Annotated in this window: 16 protein-coding genes; 14 read left to right on the top strand and 2 right to left on the bottom strand. The window is 53.8% G+C overall.

Annotation, left to right across the window (positions count from 1 at the left end):
• Positions 1-237 precede the first annotated feature (237 nt).
• Positions 238-1179 carry an alpha/beta hydrolase gene (locus tag LG297_RS01105; RefSeq protein WP_404424288.1) on the bottom strand — a complete coding sequence of 314 codons (942 nt, stop codon included), beginning with the start codon at positions 1177-1179 and terminating at the stop codon, positions 238-240.
• A 184-nt stretch (positions 1180-1363) separates the two neighbouring features.
• Positions 1364-2350 carry an MBL fold metallo-hydrolase gene (locus LG297_RS01100; RefSeq protein ID WP_404424286.1) on the bottom strand — a complete coding sequence of 329 codons (987 nt, stop codon included), beginning with the start codon at positions 2348-2350 and terminating at the stop codon, positions 1364-1366.
• A 588-nt stretch (positions 2351-2938) separates the two neighbouring features.
• On the opposite strand from LG297_RS01100, the gene katG reads away from it, so the two are divergent.
• The 14 genes from katG to LG297_RS01030 all read left to right on the top strand — a co-directional run bounded on the left by katG (position 2939) and on the right by LG297_RS01030 (position 19969).
• Entirely contained in the window at positions 2939-5125 is a 2187-nt protein-coding gene (gene katG, locus LG297_RS01095) for a catalase/peroxidase HPI (RefSeq protein ID WP_404424284.1), read from the top strand.
• 237 nt (positions 5126-5362) lie between these two features.
• Positions 5363-8119 carry an NACHT domain-containing protein gene (locus LG297_RS01090; protein WP_404424282.1) on the top strand — a complete coding sequence of 919 codons (2757 nt, stop codon included), beginning with the start codon at positions 5363-5365 and terminating at the stop codon, positions 8117-8119.
• A 980-nt stretch (positions 8120-9099) separates the two neighbouring features.
• A complete protein-coding gene (locus LG297_RS01085; protein WP_404424280.1) occupies positions 9100-9792 on the top strand; it encodes a methyltransferase family protein in 693 nt (230 codons plus the stop codon).
• Between the two features lie 227 nt (positions 9793-10019).
• Complete coding sequence (locus tag LG297_RS01080; protein WP_404424278.1) at positions 10020-11165, top strand: amidohydrolase family protein; 1146 nt, start codon at positions 10020-10022, stop codon at positions 11163-11165.
• Positions 11166-13011: 1846 nt separating this feature from the next.
• Entirely contained in the window at positions 13012-13386 is a 375-nt protein-coding gene (locus LG297_RS01075; RefSeq protein WP_404424276.1) for a hypothetical protein, read from the top strand.
• Positions 13387-13553: 167 nt separating this feature from the next.
• A complete protein-coding gene (locus LG297_RS01070; RefSeq protein ID WP_404424274.1) occupies positions 13554-13883 on the top strand; it encodes a hypothetical protein in 330 nt (109 codons plus the stop codon).
• The gene (locus LG297_RS01065; protein ID WP_404424272.1) at positions 13883-14572 is read left to right on the top strand and encodes a hypothetical protein; all 690 of its coding nucleotides are present in this window, start codon (positions 13883-13885) and stop codon (positions 14570-14572) included. Before LG297_RS01070 ends, LG297_RS01065 begins: the two co-directional genes overlap by 1 nt.
• Positions 14569-14802: a helix-turn-helix domain-containing protein gene (locus tag LG297_RS01060; RefSeq protein WP_404424270.1), complete on the top strand. Its 234-nt coding sequence runs from the start codon at positions 14569-14571 to the stop codon at positions 14800-14802. Before LG297_RS01065 ends, LG297_RS01060 begins: the two co-directional genes overlap by 4 nt.
• The gene (locus LG297_RS01055) at positions 14789-15535 is read left to right on the top strand and encodes a conjugal transfer protein TraL (protein WP_404424268.1); all 747 of its coding nucleotides are present in this window, start codon (positions 14789-14791) and stop codon (positions 15533-15535) included. The genes LG297_RS01060 and LG297_RS01055 overlap by 14 nt, the downstream gene beginning before the upstream one ends.
• Complete coding sequence (locus tag LG297_RS01050) at positions 15535-15972, top strand: hypothetical protein (RefSeq protein WP_404424266.1); 438 nt, start codon at positions 15535-15537, stop codon at positions 15970-15972. The genes LG297_RS01055 and LG297_RS01050 overlap by 1 nt, the downstream gene beginning before the upstream one ends.
• Before the next feature lie 30 nt (positions 15973-16002).
• Complete coding sequence (locus LG297_RS01045) at positions 16003-16350, top strand: hypothetical protein (RefSeq protein WP_404424264.1); 348 nt, start codon at positions 16003-16005, stop codon at positions 16348-16350.
• A gap of 12 nt (positions 16351-16362) precedes the next feature.
• Positions 16363-16668, top strand: coding sequence for a hypothetical protein (locus LG297_RS01040; protein WP_404424262.1), 306 nt, complete (start codon positions 16363-16365; stop codon positions 16666-16668).
• Positions 16669-16706: 38 nt separating this feature from the next.
• Positions 16707-19058, top strand: a complete 2352-nt coding sequence (locus tag LG297_RS01035) for a VirB4 family type IV secretion system protein (protein WP_404424260.1) — start codon at positions 16707-16709, stop codon at positions 19056-19058.
• Positions 19040-19969 carry a hypothetical protein gene (locus LG297_RS01030; RefSeq protein WP_404424258.1) on the top strand — a complete coding sequence of 310 codons (930 nt, stop codon included), beginning with the start codon at positions 19040-19042 and terminating at the stop codon, positions 19967-19969. Before LG297_RS01035 ends, LG297_RS01030 begins: the two co-directional genes overlap by 19 nt.

The raw sequence follows: 19969 nt of genomic DNA, 5'->3' as shown, positions 1-19969 counted from the left end.
GGGATACAAAACATGATCGGACAACAGTATCACCACAATACAGATTAATCAAAATCGCGATCCGGACAGAAATCCGGAACGCAATGAAATACATGAAAATATAAGGGACAATATCGCCTGAAGAATATACCCGAAAGAAGGGTACATTATATCGAAGATGATCGATCAATAACTATGTATCGCGCCCGCGAACACACCAAAACCGATATCATCATCTCCGAAAATATCCATCACATCCTATTCGGATGCCATTCTTTCTATCGCATCGCACAAGAAACGAAATCCTGTCGCCGCCCCGTCACTCATATGCCGGGCCCGCAGCCAGCCATGGATCATCTGCGGTTCCTCGCGATACGTCACATCAATCCCGGCCCGGGCCAGCCGCGCGGCATATTCCCGCCCGTCATCGCGCAGCGGATCGAAATAGGCCGCGGTGATATAGGTCGGCGGCAAACCCCGCAAATCCTCCGCCGATAACGGATAGGCCACCGGATCATCCATCGGTGCCTTCAGGACATCGCGATAATAAATCACATCATCGGTGCTTAATCCGGGGGCCGATGCCATCTGCCCATAGGATGGCCAGCCAAGATCACCGCCAAGGGCCGGATAAATCAGGACCTGCCCGATCACTCCTGCGCCAAGCCCCTCGTCGCGTGCCCGGATCGCAAGCCCGCCCGCCAATGTCGCCCCGGCACTATCGCCAATCAGGACGATCTCCGCCCCCGCCGACAGCAAATGCCGCGCAACCGCAAACCCATCCTGATGGGCGGCGGGCCAAAGATGTTCGGGGGCCAGCCGGTAATCGACCGAAATCATTTCCGCCCCCGCCGCCTCGGCAATCTCGGCACAGATCGCATCATGGCTATCAAGCGATCCGACGATAAACCCGCCACCATGCAGGTAAAGCAGCTTGCGCGTCGTGCGAATTTTGGCCGGGCGGTAAATCCTGACCGCCACCCCGGCAATATGATCGTCACAGGTCAGAAGCCCCGGCGGATGGGGATAGGCAAACGCATCGCAAAGCGCCCCATACCATTTGCGTTGTTGCGCAATATCCGCCGCAACCGCATCGGGCGGATAAAACCGGTCGCATTTGGCTATGAAGTCACGGATGCCGGTTTCTTCGGGCATCGGGCTATAGGCGATATCCGGCACCGCCTGATCGGACCCGTCCATGTCGCACAACTTCCCCAATGATGTTTTGATGTTTGTACGCGCAAGCCTAACGCCAATCACGCGCGCTTGAAAAGCATGCAAATGCGCGATGGCGGTTTTGTGACCGGAAACACCATGAAACGGGAACCTCAAAAAAAACGGGGCACCTGAATGCCCCGCTTTGATAACATCACACCCGGCACGATCAGCCACACCCGGCGGTGCAGTTGCCCGCCGCATCAAATTCCATCGTTCTGCCGCTTAACGGCAGATGGGCCGGAACATCGATCGCGGCAACAAAGCTTTCGGTGCGCGTCCCCGCGCGGACCTTGCCGCCCTCGGTCGCCCATTCATTGGCATGCGACGGAATAACCGATGCCGGCCTGATCAGTTCATTGATCACATAGGCCGCCTCGGTCGGGCCGGTGGTATAGGTATCGCCGATATTCAGCACGACAAGCTTCGCCTCGTAATGACCGCGCACCACAAGATCCTGCTCGGCCGTGATGCCGGTGTCCCCCGAAAGATAAACCGACAACCCGTTGGAAAATGTCAGCACATAGCCTGTCGGCGGCCCGGCATAGGCGGTGATCCCCGAACCTGCCAGCATCTCGCCTAGCGTCCCGCCAAGGAAATCCCCCGAAACACCGTTGCTATGCACCGCCGGAACGGTCGTGATCCGGACCCCGCCCACCATGCGCGATCCGCCAAACCGCACCAGAACCGATTTTTCCGGGTCGCCGCCAATGCTGCCAAGCTTCCCGCCCAGAATCGGCGGCATTTCGCTGCCGGTAACGATCAGGGCATTCTTTTCCTTGGCGATATTGACAGTATTTGAAATCCCGCGCACATCGACCGGCACGGATGGCTTGCCGCATTCGCTGGCATTGACCGCCTCGATATGCCGGTCGCCCAGATGGTCGCCATGCATGTGGCTCAGCAATACCGCATCGATATTGCCAAGCCGCGCGTCACCCGGCCCGGCAACGGTCCGACCGGCATCATAAAGAATGCGCGTCCCGTCCGGGTCCTCAAAGACCATTGCCCGGTCAAACGGGCAAAACTCCCCGTCAACCGCGCCAAGAGGTGTCACCTTCACCGACTGTGCCTGCGCTTGCAAAGGCACGGCAAAAAGCATCCCCACGCCCAGTACCGGCACCACAAGGCCCTGCAACTTCTTTGTAAAACTCATGATCTGTCCTCCGCTGTTGATCAGGGTCGGGACCCTGCATTGTCAAACCGATCCGCAGTCATGCTTATACGTCATTTTCAACCCGACGGCGCAAAATTCCCCGAAATCCCAACCAGAAAGATAACAGGATGCGGTTAAGTTCTCCGGAAAACCAACCGGAAACTGGCCGAAAACCGCCCGAAAACCAGTCACAATCCCGTGTTACTGCCCCTTGCCGCCAATCAGATCGACAAAATCTATCGAAAATTTAAAAAATAACTATTTAACCGATACACTCAAAACGCGTTAGCCTGTTGACAGCATCGCCTCAGATGACGCTCACTGATTTAACAGTATCGTCTTGTTGCGATCACAAGTTTCGACATTACCTTGAACAGGGAAGCATCACGCCAAATGTTCGCCAGAATGTTCAAACGTTGCCGCGGTCCATATGACCACCTGACACCCGGCGGGAGAGAGAGACCTTAAAGCCATACAATACAGCGTATTGGGGATGCCCCATCATGTCCCAATCCGCAAATATCGCTTTGGGCACAACCGCCCGGCTCAGGAAAGCAGCAACAGCCAGCCATTACGGGAGAGAGAAAAATGGACGGAAAACAGACAGCAGGGAAATGCCCGGTCATGCATGGCGGGATGACCGCACTGGGCACCACGGTCATGGATTGGTGGCCGAATGCATTGAACTTCGACATCCTGCATCAGAATGACATCAGAACCAATCCGCTGGGCAAGGATTTCAACTACCGCGAAGAACTCAAAAAGCTCGACGTCGAAGGCCTTAAAAACGACCTTCGCGCGCTGATGAATGAAAGCCAGGAATGGTGGCCGGCCGACTGGGGAAGCTACGTTGGCATGTTCGCCCGTGTCGCATGGCACTCTGCCGGTTCGTACCGTCTGGCCGATGGCCGTGGTGGCGGCGGCAGGGGCAACCAGCGTTTCGCCCCGCTCAACTCCTGGCCCGATAACGTCAACACCGATAAAGGCCGCCGTCTTCTCTGGCCGATCAAGCGCAAATATGGCAACAAAATCTCCTGGGCCGATCTGATGATCCTCGCCGGTACGATTGCCTATGAAGTCGCCGGTCTTAAAACCTATGGCTTCGCCTTTGGCCGCGAAGATGTCTGGCACCCGGAAAAGGACACCTATTGGGGTGCGGAAAAGGAATGGCTGGCCCCAAGCGACAGCCGTTATGAGGACATCACCCGTCCCGACACCATGCAAAACCCGCTTGCCGCCGTGCAGATGGGCCTGATCTATGTGAACCCGGAAGGTGTCAACGGGCAGCCAGACCCGATGAAAACCGCCGCCCAGGTCCGCGAAACCTTCGCCCGCATGGCAATGGATGACGAGGAAACAGCAGCCCTTACCGCCGGCGGCCACACCATCGGCAAGGCGCACGGCAATGGCTCGCCGTCTGACCTCAGCCCTGAACCGGAAGCCGCCGGCGTCGAATATCAGGGCATCGGCTGGATGAAAACCAATGGCCGTGGCATTGGCCGCGATACCATGGTTTCGGGCATCGAAGGCGCATGGACCACCAACCCGACCAAATGGGATATGGGCTGGTTCGATATGCTGTTTGGCCACGAGTGGGAGCTGAAAAAAAGCCCGGCTGGCGCATGGCAGTGGGAACCGACCGACATTAAGGAAGAAGACATGCCGGTCGATGTCGAGGATCCCTCGATCCGCTGCAAACCGATCATGACCGATGCCGACATGGCGATGAAGGTCGACCCGACCTATAACGCCATCTGCCAGAAATTCATGAAGGACCCGGAATATTTCTCCGAAACCTTTGCCCGCGCCTGGTTCAAACTGACCCATCGCGACATGGGCCCGAAAGTCCGCTATCTCGGCCCGGACGTGCCCAAGGAAGACCTGATCTGGCAGGACCCGATTCCGAGCGTCGATTACACCCTCTCGGATTCCGAAATCGCCGATCTGAAATCCAAACTGCTGGCCTCCGGCCTCACCAGTGCCGAACTGATCAACACCGCTTGGGATAGTGCCCGGACCTATCGCGGTTCGGACATGCGCGGCGGTGCCAATGGCGCACGCATTCGCCTTGCCCCGCAAAAGGACTGGGCGGGGAACGAACCCGAACGCCTCGCCAAGGTTCTCAAAACCCTTGAAGGCATTCAGGCAGGCCTTGCCAAGAAAGTCAGCCTCGCCGATCTGATCGTGCTCGGTGGTACGGCGGCGGTTGAAAAGGCCGCCAAGGATGCCGGTGTCAACATCACCGTCCCGTTCGCACCGGGCCGCGGCGATGCGACGGCCGAAATGACCGATGCCGCAAGTTTCGAGCCGCTCGAACCGCTGGCCGATGGTTATCGCAACTGGCTGAAAGACGATTATGTGGTCTCGCCCGAAGAAATGATGCTGGACCGCACCCAGCTCATGGGCCTGACCGCACCGGAAATGACCGCACTGGTCGGTGGCATGCGCGTTCTTGGCACCAACCATGGCGGCACCAAACACGGCGTCTTCACCGACCGTGTTGGCAAACTGACGACCGACTTCTTCGTCAACCTGACCGACATGGCCTATAGCTGGAAACCGGTCGGCGACAACCTTTACAACATCGTTGATCGCAAAACCGGGGTGACCAAATGGACAGCCACCCGCGTTGACCTCGTCTTCGGCTCAAACGCCATCCTGCGCGCCTATGCCGAAGTCTACGCCCAGGACGACAACCACGAGAAGTTCGTCAAGGACTTCGTCGCGGCCTGGACCAAGGTGATGAACGCGGACCGGTTTGATCTCGCCGCGTAAGGGGTTCACCCCTTTGAAATGATCTGGATTGGAGCTTTCGGGCTCCGAACGAGAAACACCCCCGGTCGTGAGGCTGGGGGTGTTTTGTATCCAATCTCACCATCCGCATCCTTGTACAAACTGAAACGTTGTCCCTAGTTTGCATGCCCCAACCCTCATCTACTTTTGCTTGCATTAATTAAGGCACGCTACCATCATAAAGCAACACAATCTAATATTGTAGATTTTGGGGTGGAAATGATTGGTGAGATTCTACTGGGTGCCGCTGGATCGCTGCTAGCAACTCTTATCGAAAAATCCTTCGATAAAGAACCTGACAACTTCGCTAAAGCAAAAATACAAGCGAAAGTCAGCGAGTTCTCTTGTGCTGTGATGGAACCTCTCTCGGAATACCTTGATACTGAAGGAATTGAAGTTTGTGTCGTTGATCAGATTATAGACGGCATTACAACACCGATAGAAGACTTGCTAACAGAGCAAAAAACGATACTAGAACTTGGTTTAGATACAGAAAAAATAGTCGATCACATAACCAATAATTTGCTGTCACCATCGACTAAGAAACTTTCAACTAGTTACCCTTCTGCATTTAGTATGACCTTGAATGCATTTGTACAGCTAGCCGTCAACATTCCCCCTCAATTCAAAGAGTGGGAAACACAAAAATTTCAATTTCAATTCAAGCAAATTGATGACGTAAAAAACATGCTTGCAGAAATGTATCAAGGCATGGAGAACAACTCTCTTAAGAATTCAAGAAACAGCCCACTGATTGAGAAGATCTGTCATCATAAAACATCCCTAGCTGCCCTAAAGTTAACTATACACGGCTTAAGAAAAACACCGGTCCCGCAAGCAGACATTGATCAACTCTTCATAGAACCACACCTTTCAGAACTTACTTCTGACCCCGCCGAAGAACGGAGGAGACCAACTGTTAAAGATACATTTTCAGACAGCAACAAGTTTATTTCGACCTTGGGCTCCAATTCAAACGTCTTCATTTCTGCGGGTGCAGGCGCTGGCAAATCTACTTGGGCAAGCTGGTTGAGCTCCCAATTAATATCTCCTTCACATAAAATACTCGCTATTACAAAACAACTTCGTCGCATTTCCAATTTTGATGAAGCTCCTTCCCTTATGGAGCTCGTAAAAGAGAATGTCCCCGCATCATTTGGAGAGCAGATAACTAGTGCAGTGCTGAACGAGTGGAGTTCCTCAGGTCAATTAGTTGTCATATTAGATGGGTTTGACGAAATTGCTGAATCAGTAAGGACATCAGCATTCAACTGGATCTCGAGCTTAACATCTGCTTACCCCGGTACAGTTGTAATTGTCACTTCTCGTCCACTTTCCTCAGATCACGGAAGACAATTTTTATCACAAGGTTGGCGCGATATCCGCCTTGATCCCTTTGACCGACAACGCATTGAATCCTATATCCGAAAATTCCAGCAGTATGGGCCTGAAATCCAAACAGGTTCGCCCTTGACCGAACCGGCGCAACTAGCCCATCAGTGGCAATCCGATCCGACAATTGGCCCCCTAACAGAAAACCCGCTGCTATTATCCACACTGCTCGTAGTTCACCACATGGACGGCCAGTTACCTGACGACCGCGCACAGCTTTATGATCGCTACATTGATGGCATGCTAGGGCTCTGGGAAACCCGTAAAGAACTGGTTCCTCATCATACACCATTAAGCAAAGCTCAAAAGAAGCGCTTTCTCCAGATTATCGCAATGAACATGATTTCAGAGGAAATCGATGCAGTCGATGAAGAGCAAGTGTCACTTTGGGTGAACCAATTCCTCACCACCGAGAATGTTAACGGAAGCGCAAAAAATGTATTAGATCACTTAAGGGAGAGGTCCGGTCTACTGATAGGACCGGGCCAATACTCTTTTGCCCATAAATCGATAGGAGAATTTCTAGTTGCTCAAGCCTGTCTCGATGGCATCTACAGGGACATCAAGGGTGTGCGATTTGATCGAAAGCACCTTGAAATGAATGTTGAGACTGACCGATGGAACACCGTCGTGTTTCTTTGGGCTGGTTTAGCACCAATTCTAGATGTTCAAGAATTTATAAATAGCTTACTGAAATTAAAACGATTTTCTTTGGTTGGAGGCCTTCTTTTTGACCGACGCAAGTATCTTGAGAAAGAATGGCTGGAACGCACATTTTGGATATTTCTAAAAGAGGGATCTAAACCTGGAGAATTTTTCACTAAATATTCTCATAAATACTATGTTGAACCTGGACATTTTCAAAATGAAGATGATGGAAATATATTACTATCTAGCGCTCACTCTTTATCATCAATCTCTGGAGACATTGACGAATTTGATCTAATTAAAGCTTTGTACGAGATGAAAGCTTTTGACGCTCTTGATTTTGTCGAAAAATCCCATGATTTCGGAACATTTGACTTATCAAGTCACTTTCACCGCGCAACAAGATTTGTATCTCTTCCGAAAATTCCAAGTAAAGAATTGAAAGATAAACAAAAGACTTATCTTTCTTTTATCTATTTCCATGAAAGCAAAGAGCCCATCAATCAAGAAACATGTGAACTTCTTCTGAAAATAACAGAAGAACCATACTATCTTGAAGCACTCAGAGTAGCAATTGCACACACAATCTGTACTTTTTTATTGAGAAAATATGCCGAAAACAATCACTCCACACCTAGAAACGGAATGGTTCCTGTTGAGCTCATCCCCACAATAACCCCCTTCAAAATTGCCTTCAGCCAGGAAAACAATGAGGCACCTCCAATATCAACCGATTTTCTTTACTTTGTACCTCAAGGAAATTCCTGGGAACACACTGCATCTGCGCCACACTTCCCGACTTGCTGCAAAAATGCATACCATTACCTAAGAAAATTTGGCGATAAAATTGATCCTATACTCCTATCAACGATCATAAATTTTGCCAATCATTATGATGAACTGATCAAACTTGAAAGTTTTGATGACGAATACTAATCCAACATAACAACTTCATGCCATTCTTACATATTTAGATCGATCCGATCTTTGACCTTTTTAATGAAGGTTGGTTAAACTCATGATACTGTTTTTTTGGGGGAGAGATGACATTCAAGAACCTCCACAGTCTGCGCTCAGGTTATCGCCCGCGTTCAATCTTCAGACTAAAAGCGTGCAATTGGCACGTTTTTAGATGCCCTTTCTCTGAACTCCACCGCATTGGCCCCTAAAAAACAATGGAGGTAGAGTCCCTCTCCCAAAGCCAGACTTCCCGCAACCGATCGAGCCTAGGCAAACTTCGGGCATCTGCCATCCTCGCCAACTGACGGTCTCCGGGCCCACTACCCGCTCCGGTCACTTTCGGCCATGACGGCACTTTCCGCTAACCGCCGAGGTCCGGATAAACTTCGGGCGTACGGCCCCCATTGGTCCACCTTTGGCGGGCCACGCTCAACGCTGCCCGCTGCTGCCATTGCTGCCGCTCCCGGCAGATTTCACTTATCCCTCCTCAATAAGACGCACCTCTCCCGTCATGACAAATGATCGGGTTAGCCCTCTTTAGTCCTGGGGCAGAATGCCGCCGTAATGGCTCCGCCATCCGCCGATCCATACCCTGCGGAGCACCCCGCCGCCCTGCCCGTGTCTGTGTCCGTATCTTTGCCGCTGCATCCCGATCACCTCTTTGATTCGGCCCCAAACGCAAAAACCCGCGAGGCTCAAGGCCTCGCGGGTTTCGGTCCGGGCGGTTTTCTCCCGTTGACTTTTCTTTTATGCCATAAATAAAGGAACAAATCAAGAACTTTTCTCAGGAAATTTTATATGCAGCCGGAAAGGGGCGCGGGCACCCCGCCCAGGCATATGGTCGGCGCCCATACGTCCGGGAGGGCCATCCGAACGACCGGTTATGCAGTATAGGACGCCAGAACCAGCCCCTGACGATATGACTTCTGCGGCTTGATCTTGCAGGAGTAAATTTCATGTCGCGTTCGGCCGAACTCGGTTCCGCCCGTAAAGACACATCAAACCAGACGCCGGGGGTGCTGGGGGTGCTTCCCGAAGGCGCGGCTCTGCGCACCATACAGCGCCGACGAAAACGTATCCTTCGAATTGGCGTTGTCGTGCTTCTGGTTCTTGTTGCCGGAAGTCAGGCGATGGCGGAGCGCCAGAGCGAGCTTCACGACATGATCGAAGCCACCGGGCTGTTTGCGATTGGCCTATGCATCTTCGGGCGTGGCTGGTGCTCCCTTTATATCGGCGGGCGCAAGAAAACAGAGCTTGTCACCACCGGGCCTTATTCCAGCTGCCGAAATCCACTTTATGTTTTCAACATGATCGGCGCGTTCGGCGTCGGGGCACAGACCGGCAGTGTCGTGCTGGGCTGTTTGTTTGCCGGCCTGTGCTGGATGGTGTTTCGCAATGTTGTCGCGCACGAAGAGGCCTTGCTATCGGAACGTTTTGGCAAGGCGTTCCGGCGCTATCAAAATACCGTCCCGCGCTTTCGCCCGACCTGGTTTCGCTGGCGGGATGAGGAAAACCTGCTGTGCAAACCGGCACTGTTTTTAACCACGACACGCGATGCGATGTGGTTTCTGGCGGCGGGGCCGATATTTGAAGCCATAAAGCTGATGCAGGAAAAGGGATGGCTGACACCGCTGATCCATCTGCCCTAGGTGGGTTTAGCCCGAAGCAACTGGGCGGCTGATAGCGGCGGATAGATGTCCTGTTTATCCCGCCTTGCGGTCTTGCGGCCTGTGCCAATCCCCCGAAGGAGCATCTCTTTTGCCCGTTGATCCGATGTCTGGTGCGCACACGGGCGGGCAGACCCCCTTCACGCCAACATGATGACGAAAACAGCACCCGAACTGCACACCACAACAATAGCGGATTGGAAATTGACATGAAACCGACCGAAAAACCCCAACATAGCCTCGCAATCGGACGCCGCAGCTTTCTGGGTGGCGCGGCGGCACTTGGTGTTGGTGCCGGATTGGCCGCACCTGCCATGATCTCCCGCGCGGCCGCGACAGAGACGTCTTCGGTCATCGCGTTGCGAGACCAGGACCTGCCCTTTATTGCCACCGAAGAAACCTATACCACCGACGAACTGATCGCGCTCAACGCGATTAACGATGATCACGTGGAATACCTCAGGGAAACCGGTCTTGCCGAGCTCGGCCCTGGCCGCATCGGTGCCATGGATCAGGCGGGGATCAATGTTCAGATCCTCTCCGCACATACGCCGGGCGTGCAGGATCTTGCGGGTCAGGAAGGCATCGATTTTGCCTATCGCCTCAACAGGATGATTGCCACGGGCCCGATGGTCACCTATCCGGGGCGGTTCCGGGCCTATGCAACCCTGCCGCTGCAGGACCCGGCGGCATCAGCAGACGAACTGGAACGCGCCGTTCGCGAAGATGGCTTTGTCGGGGCCATGACCAATGGCTTCATTGGCAAAAAGTTTCTCGACCATCCCGATTTCGAGCCCCTTCTGGCCCGTGCCGAGGCACTGGGTGTGCCGATATACCTGCATCCGGGTTTCCCGCCCAAGGAAGTCTTCGACATTTACTACCGCATTACGCGGCCCGGATATAATGACGAGTATCAGGACTACATTCTCAGTGGTTCGGGATATGGTTGGCATCAGGAGGTGCTTACGCAATGCCTTCGACTGATCATGACCGGAACGTTCGACAGATTCCCCAAACTGCAGATGATCATCGGCCACATGGGAGAGGGCCTTCCATTCTACTACGAGCGTATCGTCGGGGATTTGGGCGATGTGACCGAAGGCTCACTCAACAAGCCTATCGGCCAATATTTCAATGACAATTTCTGGTACACGACCAGCGCATTTTTCCAGGATGAACTGCTTCATCTTTTGCTGAGATACATCAGCGTGGACCGCGTGATGTTTGGAACCGATTATCCGTTTGCCGACATGAAGCAGGGCACCGACTGGTTTCGCGCAGTCGATCTGCCCCGGGAGGCCAAGGAAAAAATTGCGTTCCGCAATGCGGAAAAACTGTTCGGCATAAGGGTCTGATGCATCCGCACCGGATCAACGCATAACACCGGCTAACGCCGGCTGGTTTCTTATTCCCGACCGCGCATAAAGATCACTTTGGCTGTATCTTCGGGGTACAGCCAAAGGATGCCAGATCAGCCCCCTTGATACATTCGATCCGTTTCTCGCGAAAGGCGCTATCCGTGGCGCGATCCCGTTTGACGGCAAAGGCATCGTAAAATCCAGTGCTCCATCCGAAACACGTGACAATCGGAACAGCCGCCAGATGGTGACGGATGCAACGGCAGAGGGCTCCACCCCAAACCGAACTTCCTCCGGCAACCACAGACGCCGGACACAAACCGCAGGCCTCCACCAGCTTCACCAGCAGGCAATCTCGGCCCACGACCCACTCCGATCACTCCCGGCCATGGCGACATTTCCGGCAACCGATGAAGCCCAGACAAACCTCAGGCCTCCACCAGCCTCGCCAACAGACGACCTTCAGGCTCACCCCTCGCTCCGGTCACTCCCGGCCAAGGCGACTCTTCCGGCAACCGATGAAGCCTAGACACACCTCGGACGTCTGCCATCCTCGCCAGCAGACGACCTCGGACTCACCGCACGCTCCGGTCACTCCCGGCCACTGCGACACTTCCTGCAACCGATGGATCCCTGACACACTTCGGGCGTCTTCCATCCTCACCGACGGACGACCTTCGGGCTCACCGCCCGCTCCCATCACCTCCGGCCATCACGGCATTTCCCGCAACCGATGAAGCCCGGACGCATCTCGGGCGTCTGCTATCCTCACTCTCCAACGGCCTTCGGGCCCACTACCCGCTCCGGTCACTTTCGGCAACGGCGGCACTTTCCGCTAACCGCCGAGGTCCGGACACACTTCGGGCGCACGACCCCCAATGGTCCACCATCGACGGGTCACAGATCACCGCTGCCCGCTGCTGCCATCGCTGCCGCTCCCGGCAAATTCAACGCTCCTTTTCCAACAAGACGCACCTCTCCCGTCATGACAAATGACCGGGTCAGTCCCCTTAGTCCGCTGCCTTAGTCCTTGGGCAGAATCCCGCCGTAACGGCTCCGCCATCCGCCGCCCCATATCCTGCGGGTCACCCCGCCGCCCGGCCCCCGTCTCTGTCTCAGTCCGTATCTTTGCCGCATCATCCTGATACCCTCTTTCATCCGGCCCCAAACGCAAAAACCCGCGAAGCTCAAGGCCTCGCGGGTTTCGGTCCGGGTGCATTTCTCCCGTTGATTTTTCCTTTATGCCATAAACAAAAGAACAAATCAAGAACTTTTTTTGAAAAAAGATATGGGAGCGGATTTCTGCCAGTTTTTTTGGGGGGGTGGAACCTCCGCAGTCTGCGCGCGGCTCCGCCGTGCTCAACCTTCAGACTAAAAACGTGCCACTGGCACGTTTTCTATACGTCTTCAGCCTTCAAGTTATGAGCACAGGCCCATAACGCAGGAAGATCAGAGGTTTAAAGGCTGTTCACGTGATCAAATAAAAAAAGCGGCCCCGTAAGGGACCGCCTTTTTTATTTGGTTGCGGGGAGAGGATTAGCGCTCGCGCTGCTCGCTCAGCTCCGCCCGATGGGCTCCGCAAAGAACCTGGCAAACAGGCATTGGCCTGTTTGCGGGTTCAACATCCGTCATCCCCGAAGCCAAAACGACAAAACCCCGCCGAATGGCGGGGTTTGATCGTTTGGTTGCGGGGACAATCGCCGATGTTTGATTCACTTCCACGGGATTTGCAGATTTTAGCTCAATAGAGCCAGTAGATCGCTAACCCGTGATAGATTGGGATCATATCTTTCTCTTCCTTGTCAAGTCGTTAATGACCGAACGATGCATGATGGGGAAGTCTATGCAGGCTGCTTGGGGACAGGCAAAAATCGAGTTCATCGCCCTGCGCGATGAGATATTCGGTGAGCATCAGAAAGGTAAATCCAGAAACCGGATTTACCTCGATCTGCGTTCAGCAGGTCGCATTACCATGTCCCAGCGATCCTTCTATTCCTGGTTCGACACCCTTTCGTCCAGCGCGTCTCCCAAACCTCCCCTGATTAATGCCGGCAAAGCAGTCAAACAATTGCCTGCACATACGCCTTTGGGTGTTTTGCAAAGTGCTCCCCCTGTCTCAGGCAAAGCCTCCGATACATCCGCCATTGAAGGCCGGGTTGAGACAGGGCGCATGCAAATCTGGGACGACGACCCACAACCGAATGAGGCCGAGCAATGACCAGAATGGTTACCTCCTGCGGCAACGATCCGCCTTCCCATCAAGTCAATCACCGCCGTGCTTCGGGTGCGGTCTGGTGAAGCAACACCACCCAAACACCTACGCCCGTTACCCGGTGAAGCCGGGTCGGGCTTCAGGCGTCAAGGACAGAAATTTAGGGGAAGTCAATGAAACGCTTAGTCGTCGCAGGATTGTTCGCAGGCATCTTGGGGAGCCCATCTGCGTTTGCAGGGTGGCTGGTATATGATGTTGAAAAATGGCCGTCTGGTCGTAACGGATTGATGTTCGAGCCCAATCCACAATTGCCTGTCGGCCTAGTCACATGCCGGGTCATCGCGGTTCAGCAAGAGAAGCCGCTTGCACTTCAACCTGACGAACTCAAGTTGGATCCTCGCACTGACAGCCTAGTCTGCGACTATGCTGAAACGACGGGCAAGAAAGATCAGACTTCACCAGCCTTTGAAGATGACCAAGTGTCAGGGGCGGGTGCAAATTGATGACCTCTCAAAGCAATGCGAATGCCGAACACAGGATAGCTGTCGACATTGTCGATCCTGCCTTGATTTCGGCGATCTCTCAATTTCACCAGTTCAACATCACCAAACAAACGCTTCATCGCCTTGCCGAGAGCGCAAGAGATATCGGCCTGCAATTCGTTATCGGTGGCGAAACGCTTGATCTCACTGAAGAACAACGCGAAGCCCTGACACGTTCACTGGCTTACCTTCATGTATCGCTGAATTACCCATTCTGCCCGGATGAATGGGAGAAGATAGCAGACGACCGAATTCGTGATGGGTGGGCTCTTGGGCTGCTACTTCAGCTTCTCGACGAACTTGCACAAGCGAATGTTTATTTGGCAGCTTTCGCGCCAGGCAAGATTGAACAACCTTGGCCGCATGAGAACCCCGAACACTCCGGTGCAGAAATTAGCGTCCCGAATTTGCCTGCTAGCGAAACTGGCTGGCCGCCCTTCCTTACACGTTTTATCGGCTGTGTTCTTGGAAGTTTTATTGGTGTGCTTCTCGCCCAGTGGTTGGGTAACGGATTGCTTGCTGAGGATTCTTCCCAAATATCGTTTCCGGCATACGGAGAGATTGAAGAGTTCGATCTTCCCGATCTCCCGTTACCGCTTGATCAGCTCGAAATACTGGTAGAGCCGGTTCGGCCGATGGAGGTCGAATGAACTGGCAAGCCGAATATCTCGTTTTCCATCGTCGTATCCACGAACAGCGCAAAGCGCTTGGCATGTCTCAGCTCAAGACCGCCAGCCTGATTGGTGTGTCTGAAAGAACCTATCGCAATTTCGAAAACGGTACCGGCGAACTTGAAGGCGCAAAGCTTTTCAAGCTCGCCAGTTCGCTCGGCATCAAAATCATCATTTCAGACGGAGTTATCTCTGATGGCGTTGATTAACATCACTCTTCAGGGCAAGGGTGGCGTCGGCAAGTCCTTCATCAACAGCCTGTTGATGCAGTATTACGCCAAGCGCCAGATCGAAGTTCAGGGTTTCGATACCGACCCGGTCAATCAGACGCTTGCCGGTTACAAGGCTTTTCCGGTGAAAGCTGTGAAGCTTGGGGATCGGGACGACGAAATTAACCCGCGCTATTTCGATTATTTGATCGAAGACATCGTAGCACTTCCCGAAAACGCTGCCGCCAATATCGATAATGGTGCCAGCACATTCCTGCCCCTTCTGTCTTACCTTCTGGAATCTCAGGTTCTTTCAATGCTGCGTGAAGCCGGTCACGAAGTCAGGTTGCATTGTGTGCTGGTAGGCGGGCAAGCACTGGATGACACATTAAGGGGACTGGCTGAGGTTCTGGTTCACCTTCCTGATGTTCCCGTAGTCGTCTGGATCAACGAATTCGTCTATGGCCGGGTGGAAAGAAATCGCCCGGGTATGGAGCCGGAAGGCTTCGAGCAGACGGCCCTCTTTAAGAAAAACAAGGACCGTTATCACAGTCTCGTCCGGCTTCCCGAACTCCGCCAATCCACCTACGGCTTTGACATCAAACAGATGACACAGGCGCGGTTGTCTTTCGAGGAAGCTATTGCGTCTCCCGACTTCAAGATCATGCAAAAGCAGCGCCTCAGAACAACGTGGGGCACCCTCTTCAACATCATGGAAGAGGCGATGCTCTGATGTCTGCTCTCGACGATATGCCGCCGCTTCCAAACAGCATCGAGACAATCGATGAACTGCGCACATTTCTCTGGAAACAGCATGGGGTAACGGTCGGTGAAGACGATCCTATCCTGCTGGTTTTCACAATGCTGCGTGTCGGGCTTGACCAGCAAGAGCGACATAACGAACGGGAACGTCGAGCTCTGTCCGAAGCAGTGCAGGCCGCTGCCGACACGTTCACGCGCGATGTCGATGTTTCAATCAAGACCTTCAAAAATGAAGCAATTGGCGATGTCGTTCGCGAGCGTGTTGAAGCCATGAACGAGGCCGCCCGTCAGGCGGATCGCGCTACGGGCAAGTTCAGGAAAAACCTTCTGTACCTATCGATAATCACTGCCGTCAACCTGATTGCCGTCGTTTTCAACGTCGGCCTGCTTTTTGCGGCCGCCCGCTAATTGACGAATTCAAATACAGACGAGGATCTAATGAAAATCAAATCATTCATCGGAGCTGTCACCAGCAATGTTCTGCTCACCTTTATCCTTGCTCAACAGGCGTTAGCCCAGGAGGGCGTGGACCTTGGTGGCGAGGGGGGCGCAGGTGGCTCCGACAAGAAGTGGTACAGCTGGATCGTCGACGGGCTGAACCTGATTTCAGAAGGTGTCGGGGCGATTGTCGCTGTAATGCTCGGCTTGGGCCTAATGTTTTGGGGCGGCTGGGGGGCTCTCACAGGTCAAATGGACCCTAAACAAGCATTTATCCGCGTGATTGGCGGAATTATCGCAGTTGCCGGCCCTTTGATGGCCGACGGTCTTCTATCATTCATCGAATAATGCGAGGTAGCCATGAAAGCCGCAAGCCTCGTCCAGACCCACATTCAGCATGAAATGACCATCGCGGGCCTTCCTTTAAGGTTGCTCTTCGTCTCGGCCACGTTTGGAGTTTCAGCCCTTGTAATCCCGTTGATCGCACGATCACTGGCGCTTGCAATTCCATGTGGAGCAATCGGGATCGTTGGCAGCTGGCTTTTTCTCGTTCGTCGTTATCGTAACGACCCATTCTTTGACAAACAGCTTCTCCTTGCCCCGCGTTTCTGGGTCAAACGCAAAGGGAAGCTCTCTGTCCTGTCAGCCGGAGGTCAATCAAAATGATTTGGCCCGAGGTTATCTCCACCGGAATGATATCTTTGATGGGTGCCGGCCTTGCTGTGCCGGCCACCCGCAAACTGATGCTCGGCGACCTGCAGCAAGACTGGTTACAGGATGAGCTTGAACTCGATTGCATCGATCTGATTGACGATGTCACCATCCGGAACAAGGACGGTTCCGTTTCCCGGGTATGGCATATCGAAGGCACCAGCTACGACGCTCGGATTGATGTCGAGCAGAACACGATGATGCATGGTCGCTCTGATCTGATCATGGAACTCGGCAAAACCGGTGTTGCCATCCGCTTCATAGGGGTCAAACGCCAGCGCCAGATTAGCAATCAGGCAACATGGCCCAACGCTGTTTTGGAAGAGATCGGTAAAGCTGAGGCCGAACGGTTCAAGGCCAGTTATTTTATCGACTGGTACCTGATGCTCTCTGCTTCGGAAATGCGCCCGCTTGGTGAAGCCGAAGAAAAGATAGATGCATTGCTCGCCCCCTATCGTCCTTCGGTCCTGCGCAAAGCCGAAACAAATGACGAAGCTTGCCCGCTAACCGGTTTCCTGAATGGTCTGGTGTGCGGGGAATACCGTCATGATCTGCCGTCTGCCAGCCGCAATATTTCGGGTGGCCTGCCTGCCTCCGATATCTCGTTTGACAAGATTAGCGGCACAATCACGACGAATGTTCCGCAGCAAAAATTCCAGAAGATCATCACGGTCACCCATTGGCCCGAGCAAATCTCTGCCCGGTTTATGGGAGAAATCCTGACCTTGGAGGGTGACATTGAAATCAGTCAGGTCTGCGAGCCCTGGGGACGCGATCAGGCCACAATGTTTTTCAAGCGTCGGCAAAAATCTGAAGAAAGCACGTGGTTCGGCAACCCGGCGGCAGCGAAGGAAACAGACGCTCTTATCAAGTATCTCGCATCAGGCAATGTCGGACTGTTTGCATCGCAATTCTGTATTATTGCACGCGCCGAAACCGCAGAAGCGCTCGATCTTCTGATCCAACAAATTGCCGTCATTCTCGGTGATCAGCGTATCGGTTATTCCATCCAGACAGCCGGTGCGCCTGCCTGCTGGTTCTTCCGCCTGCCCAAACCGGGTAAGGGTGGCTTGCTGCCCCCAGGCGGGCGGATGATGGCAAGTCTTGATCTTCGCGATCAGAATATTGCAGCGATATGGGCCTTCCCGCATTCCGCAACCGGTATGCTGGAAAGCCCGCTTGGCCCTGCCCCCGTGCGCTGGTTTGCCACCCCCAGCGGTCAAACCTATGCATTCCAGTTCCATGTCGTGAACAAGCCGCTCACGCTTGGCAACTTTCTGGTTTTCGCTCCGGCCGGCAGTGGCAAATCCACTCTGATGATGCACCTGCTTGGCGGGCTGGCAAAGTTCCCGAATGTGCGTTCCTACCTGTTCGATTCACAGGAAGGCTCACGGTATATGATCGAAGCAATGGGTGGGCTTTATCAGGCCTATGACGGCCTTGCTCTGAACCCGCTGGATGTTGGCGAAGACACACCCGGAAACAGGGAACGTGTCAGGCATATTCTCAAGTCGATTGCAGGTATCGATCTCGACAAGGAAGACATCCGCGACCTTGATCATGCCGTTGAATTGACCTTTGCGCTTGAGCCGCCTGAACGAACGATCAATGCCATCTACCCTTACGCATTCGCTCGCCGCTCGGCCCTACGCGAAGCCTTTGCCCAATGGGTTGTTGACGACAAGGGCAACAAGGGCCTTCGCAGTCATATTTTCAACGCTCCTCGGGACAGTCTCGGTGGTGTTCTGAACCAATCCCACATGGTCGGCCTCAATATGAACGAGGCGTTGGCCGATCCGTCCCTTGGCGGGCCGGTTGTAGCGCACATTTCCCAAGCGATTGCAAAGTCGGTTGCCGGCCAGGGTGACGGGTTTGTGATGACCATCGAGGAAGCGGCCAGACTGCGCCAAAATCTTGGCTTCAGGAACCTCAGCGAAGTGATGTGGCGTGAATACCGCAAGCTTGGCGGTATTTGCGGCATGATCTTCCAGGACCCTGCGGCCCTCACAAAATCCGAGGGTTACGAAGCAATTATTGAAAACACGGCCGTTTTCATCTTCTTCCCGAATTCGAAGGTCACAGAAGAAAGCTTGCGCCCCTTCAATCTGAACGCTGAGCAAATGCTCTTTGTTCAGGGTCGCACACGCAGCCGCAGGAAAAATGACAGGCGTGTCCTGATCATCAAACGCGACGAGACCACAGGATACGAGGAAAGCGTCATCGCAGATGTGGATCTGACGCCACTCGGTAAGTCCCGCCGATTTTACAAGAGCGGCCCACAGGCCAATGCCGAGCTGGCGGCTCTCAAACAGAAATGGGGGAATGCATGGCCAAGCCATCTTTAACCCGCTCCCGCCTTCAGTCGCTGATCGTTGCTGGTACCCTGATATTCGCGCCATCCGTGGCACTTGCGACATATCCGGTTTTCGACGCGACGTCCTTTGCCAAGCTCACCGAACAGTTCAACAGCCTGCAGAAGCAGCTTGATCAGCTAATGGAGCAAACGGAGATCCTGGGCAAGCTGTCGCGAACGGCTCAGGACCAGGTAAATGCGATCGGCAAAATGGGGCGTGTCACCATGCCGATTGTCAACCTTGCCCGACTTGCCCAACAGATTTCCAAAGACGCCCGGTGCCTTCTTCCGGACCTGAGTGGCCTGATGCCCGGTTTGAGCCTCGACGAGCTTGATTGGGAGAGCATTTGCGCCCGTCGTGCCTTTTATCGCGAAGCCCTTTGGTTCGATCCCAACGACCCGGATAGCTGGACTTTCGATGAAGGGAACGGCCCTGAAGACTGGTCTATACCCGATGGCGGAAGTTGGGGCGGCAGTGGTCCGGCAGACTGGAAAAATCCCGATGCTTCACCTGAAGCAAACAGGGCCTATACCCGTGCCCGCGATACTGCGCGCGAACAGGTTATCCAGCGCCAGAACGCGGTTGTCTTTGAAGCCATCAATACCGGATTGGCTCAATCTGACCAGGTTATCGCCCAGGTAGAGGATAACCAGAAAACCGCCGATGAAATCGAGGCTGAGGCCGATGCCGCAGAAGATGTGAAAGAGCACATGGCAGCAATGAACAAGATCTTGCTGCATCAAAGTCGCCAGCAGACTGCCATCCAGCAGCAAAACGCACAGCTTCTGCGCATTCAGGCGGCCATGCTGATGAAATTCATGCCACAGCATGCGACATGGGACGAAGCGATGTCCGGTGGCGAGAATGCAGCAGGCAACGAACCGGAAGGGTCAGAAGAATGA

The organism is Thalassospira australica (genome assembly GCF_044790785.1).
GTDB classification, from domain to species: Bacteria; Pseudomonadota; Alphaproteobacteria; order Rhodospirillales; family Thalassospiraceae; genus Thalassospira; species Thalassospira australica_A.
This window is presented reverse-complemented; position numbering and strand designations above follow the sequence as displayed.

Coding starts and splice junctions, on each gene's coding strand:
- LG297_RS01105 (WP_404424288.1), bottom strand. CDS start 1,179: ATGGACGGGTCCGATCAGGCGGTGCCGGATATCGCCTATAGCCCGATG.
- LG297_RS01100 (WP_404424286.1), bottom strand. CDS start 2,350: ATGAGTTTTACAAAGAAGTTGCAGGGCCTTGTGGTGCCGGTACTGGGC.
- katG (WP_404424284.1), top strand. CDS start 2,939: ATGGACGGAAAACAGACAGCAGGGAAATGCCCGGTCATGCATGGCGGG.
- LG297_RS01090 (WP_404424282.1), top strand. CDS start 5,363: ATGATTGGTGAGATTCTACTGGGTGCCGCTGGATCGCTGCTAGCAACT.
- LG297_RS01085 (WP_404424280.1), top strand. CDS start 9,100: ATGTCGCGTTCGGCCGAACTCGGTTCCGCCCGTAAAGACACATCAAAC.
- LG297_RS01080 (WP_404424278.1), top strand. CDS start 10,020: ATGAAACCGACCGAAAAACCCCAACATAGCCTCGCAATCGGACGCCGC.
- LG297_RS01075 (WP_404424276.1), top strand. CDS start 13,012: ATGCAGGCTGCTTGGGGACAGGCAAAAATCGAGTTCATCGCCCTGCGC.
- LG297_RS01070 (WP_404424274.1), top strand. CDS start 13,554: ATGAAACGCTTAGTCGTCGCAGGATTGTTCGCAGGCATCTTGGGGAGC.
- LG297_RS01065 (WP_404424272.1), top strand. CDS start 13,883: ATGACCTCTCAAAGCAATGCGAATGCCGAACACAGGATAGCTGTCGAC.
- LG297_RS01060 (WP_404424270.1), top strand. CDS start 14,569: ATGAACTGGCAAGCCGAATATCTCGTTTTCCATCGTCGTATCCACGAA.
- LG297_RS01055 (WP_404424268.1), top strand. CDS start 14,789: ATGGCGTTGATTAACATCACTCTTCAGGGCAAGGGTGGCGTCGGCAAG.
- LG297_RS01050 (WP_404424266.1), top strand. CDS start 15,535: ATGTCTGCTCTCGACGATATGCCGCCGCTTCCAAACAGCATCGAGACA.
- LG297_RS01045 (WP_404424264.1), top strand. CDS start 16,003: ATGAAAATCAAATCATTCATCGGAGCTGTCACCAGCAATGTTCTGCTC.
- LG297_RS01040 (WP_404424262.1), top strand. CDS start 16,363: ATGAAAGCCGCAAGCCTCGTCCAGACCCACATTCAGCATGAAATGACC.
- LG297_RS01035 (WP_404424260.1), top strand. CDS start 16,707: ATGGGTGCCGGCCTTGCTGTGCCGGCCACCCGCAAACTGATGCTCGGC.
- LG297_RS01030 (WP_404424258.1), top strand. CDS start 19,040: ATGGCCAAGCCATCTTTAACCCGCTCCCGCCTTCAGTCGCTGATCGTT.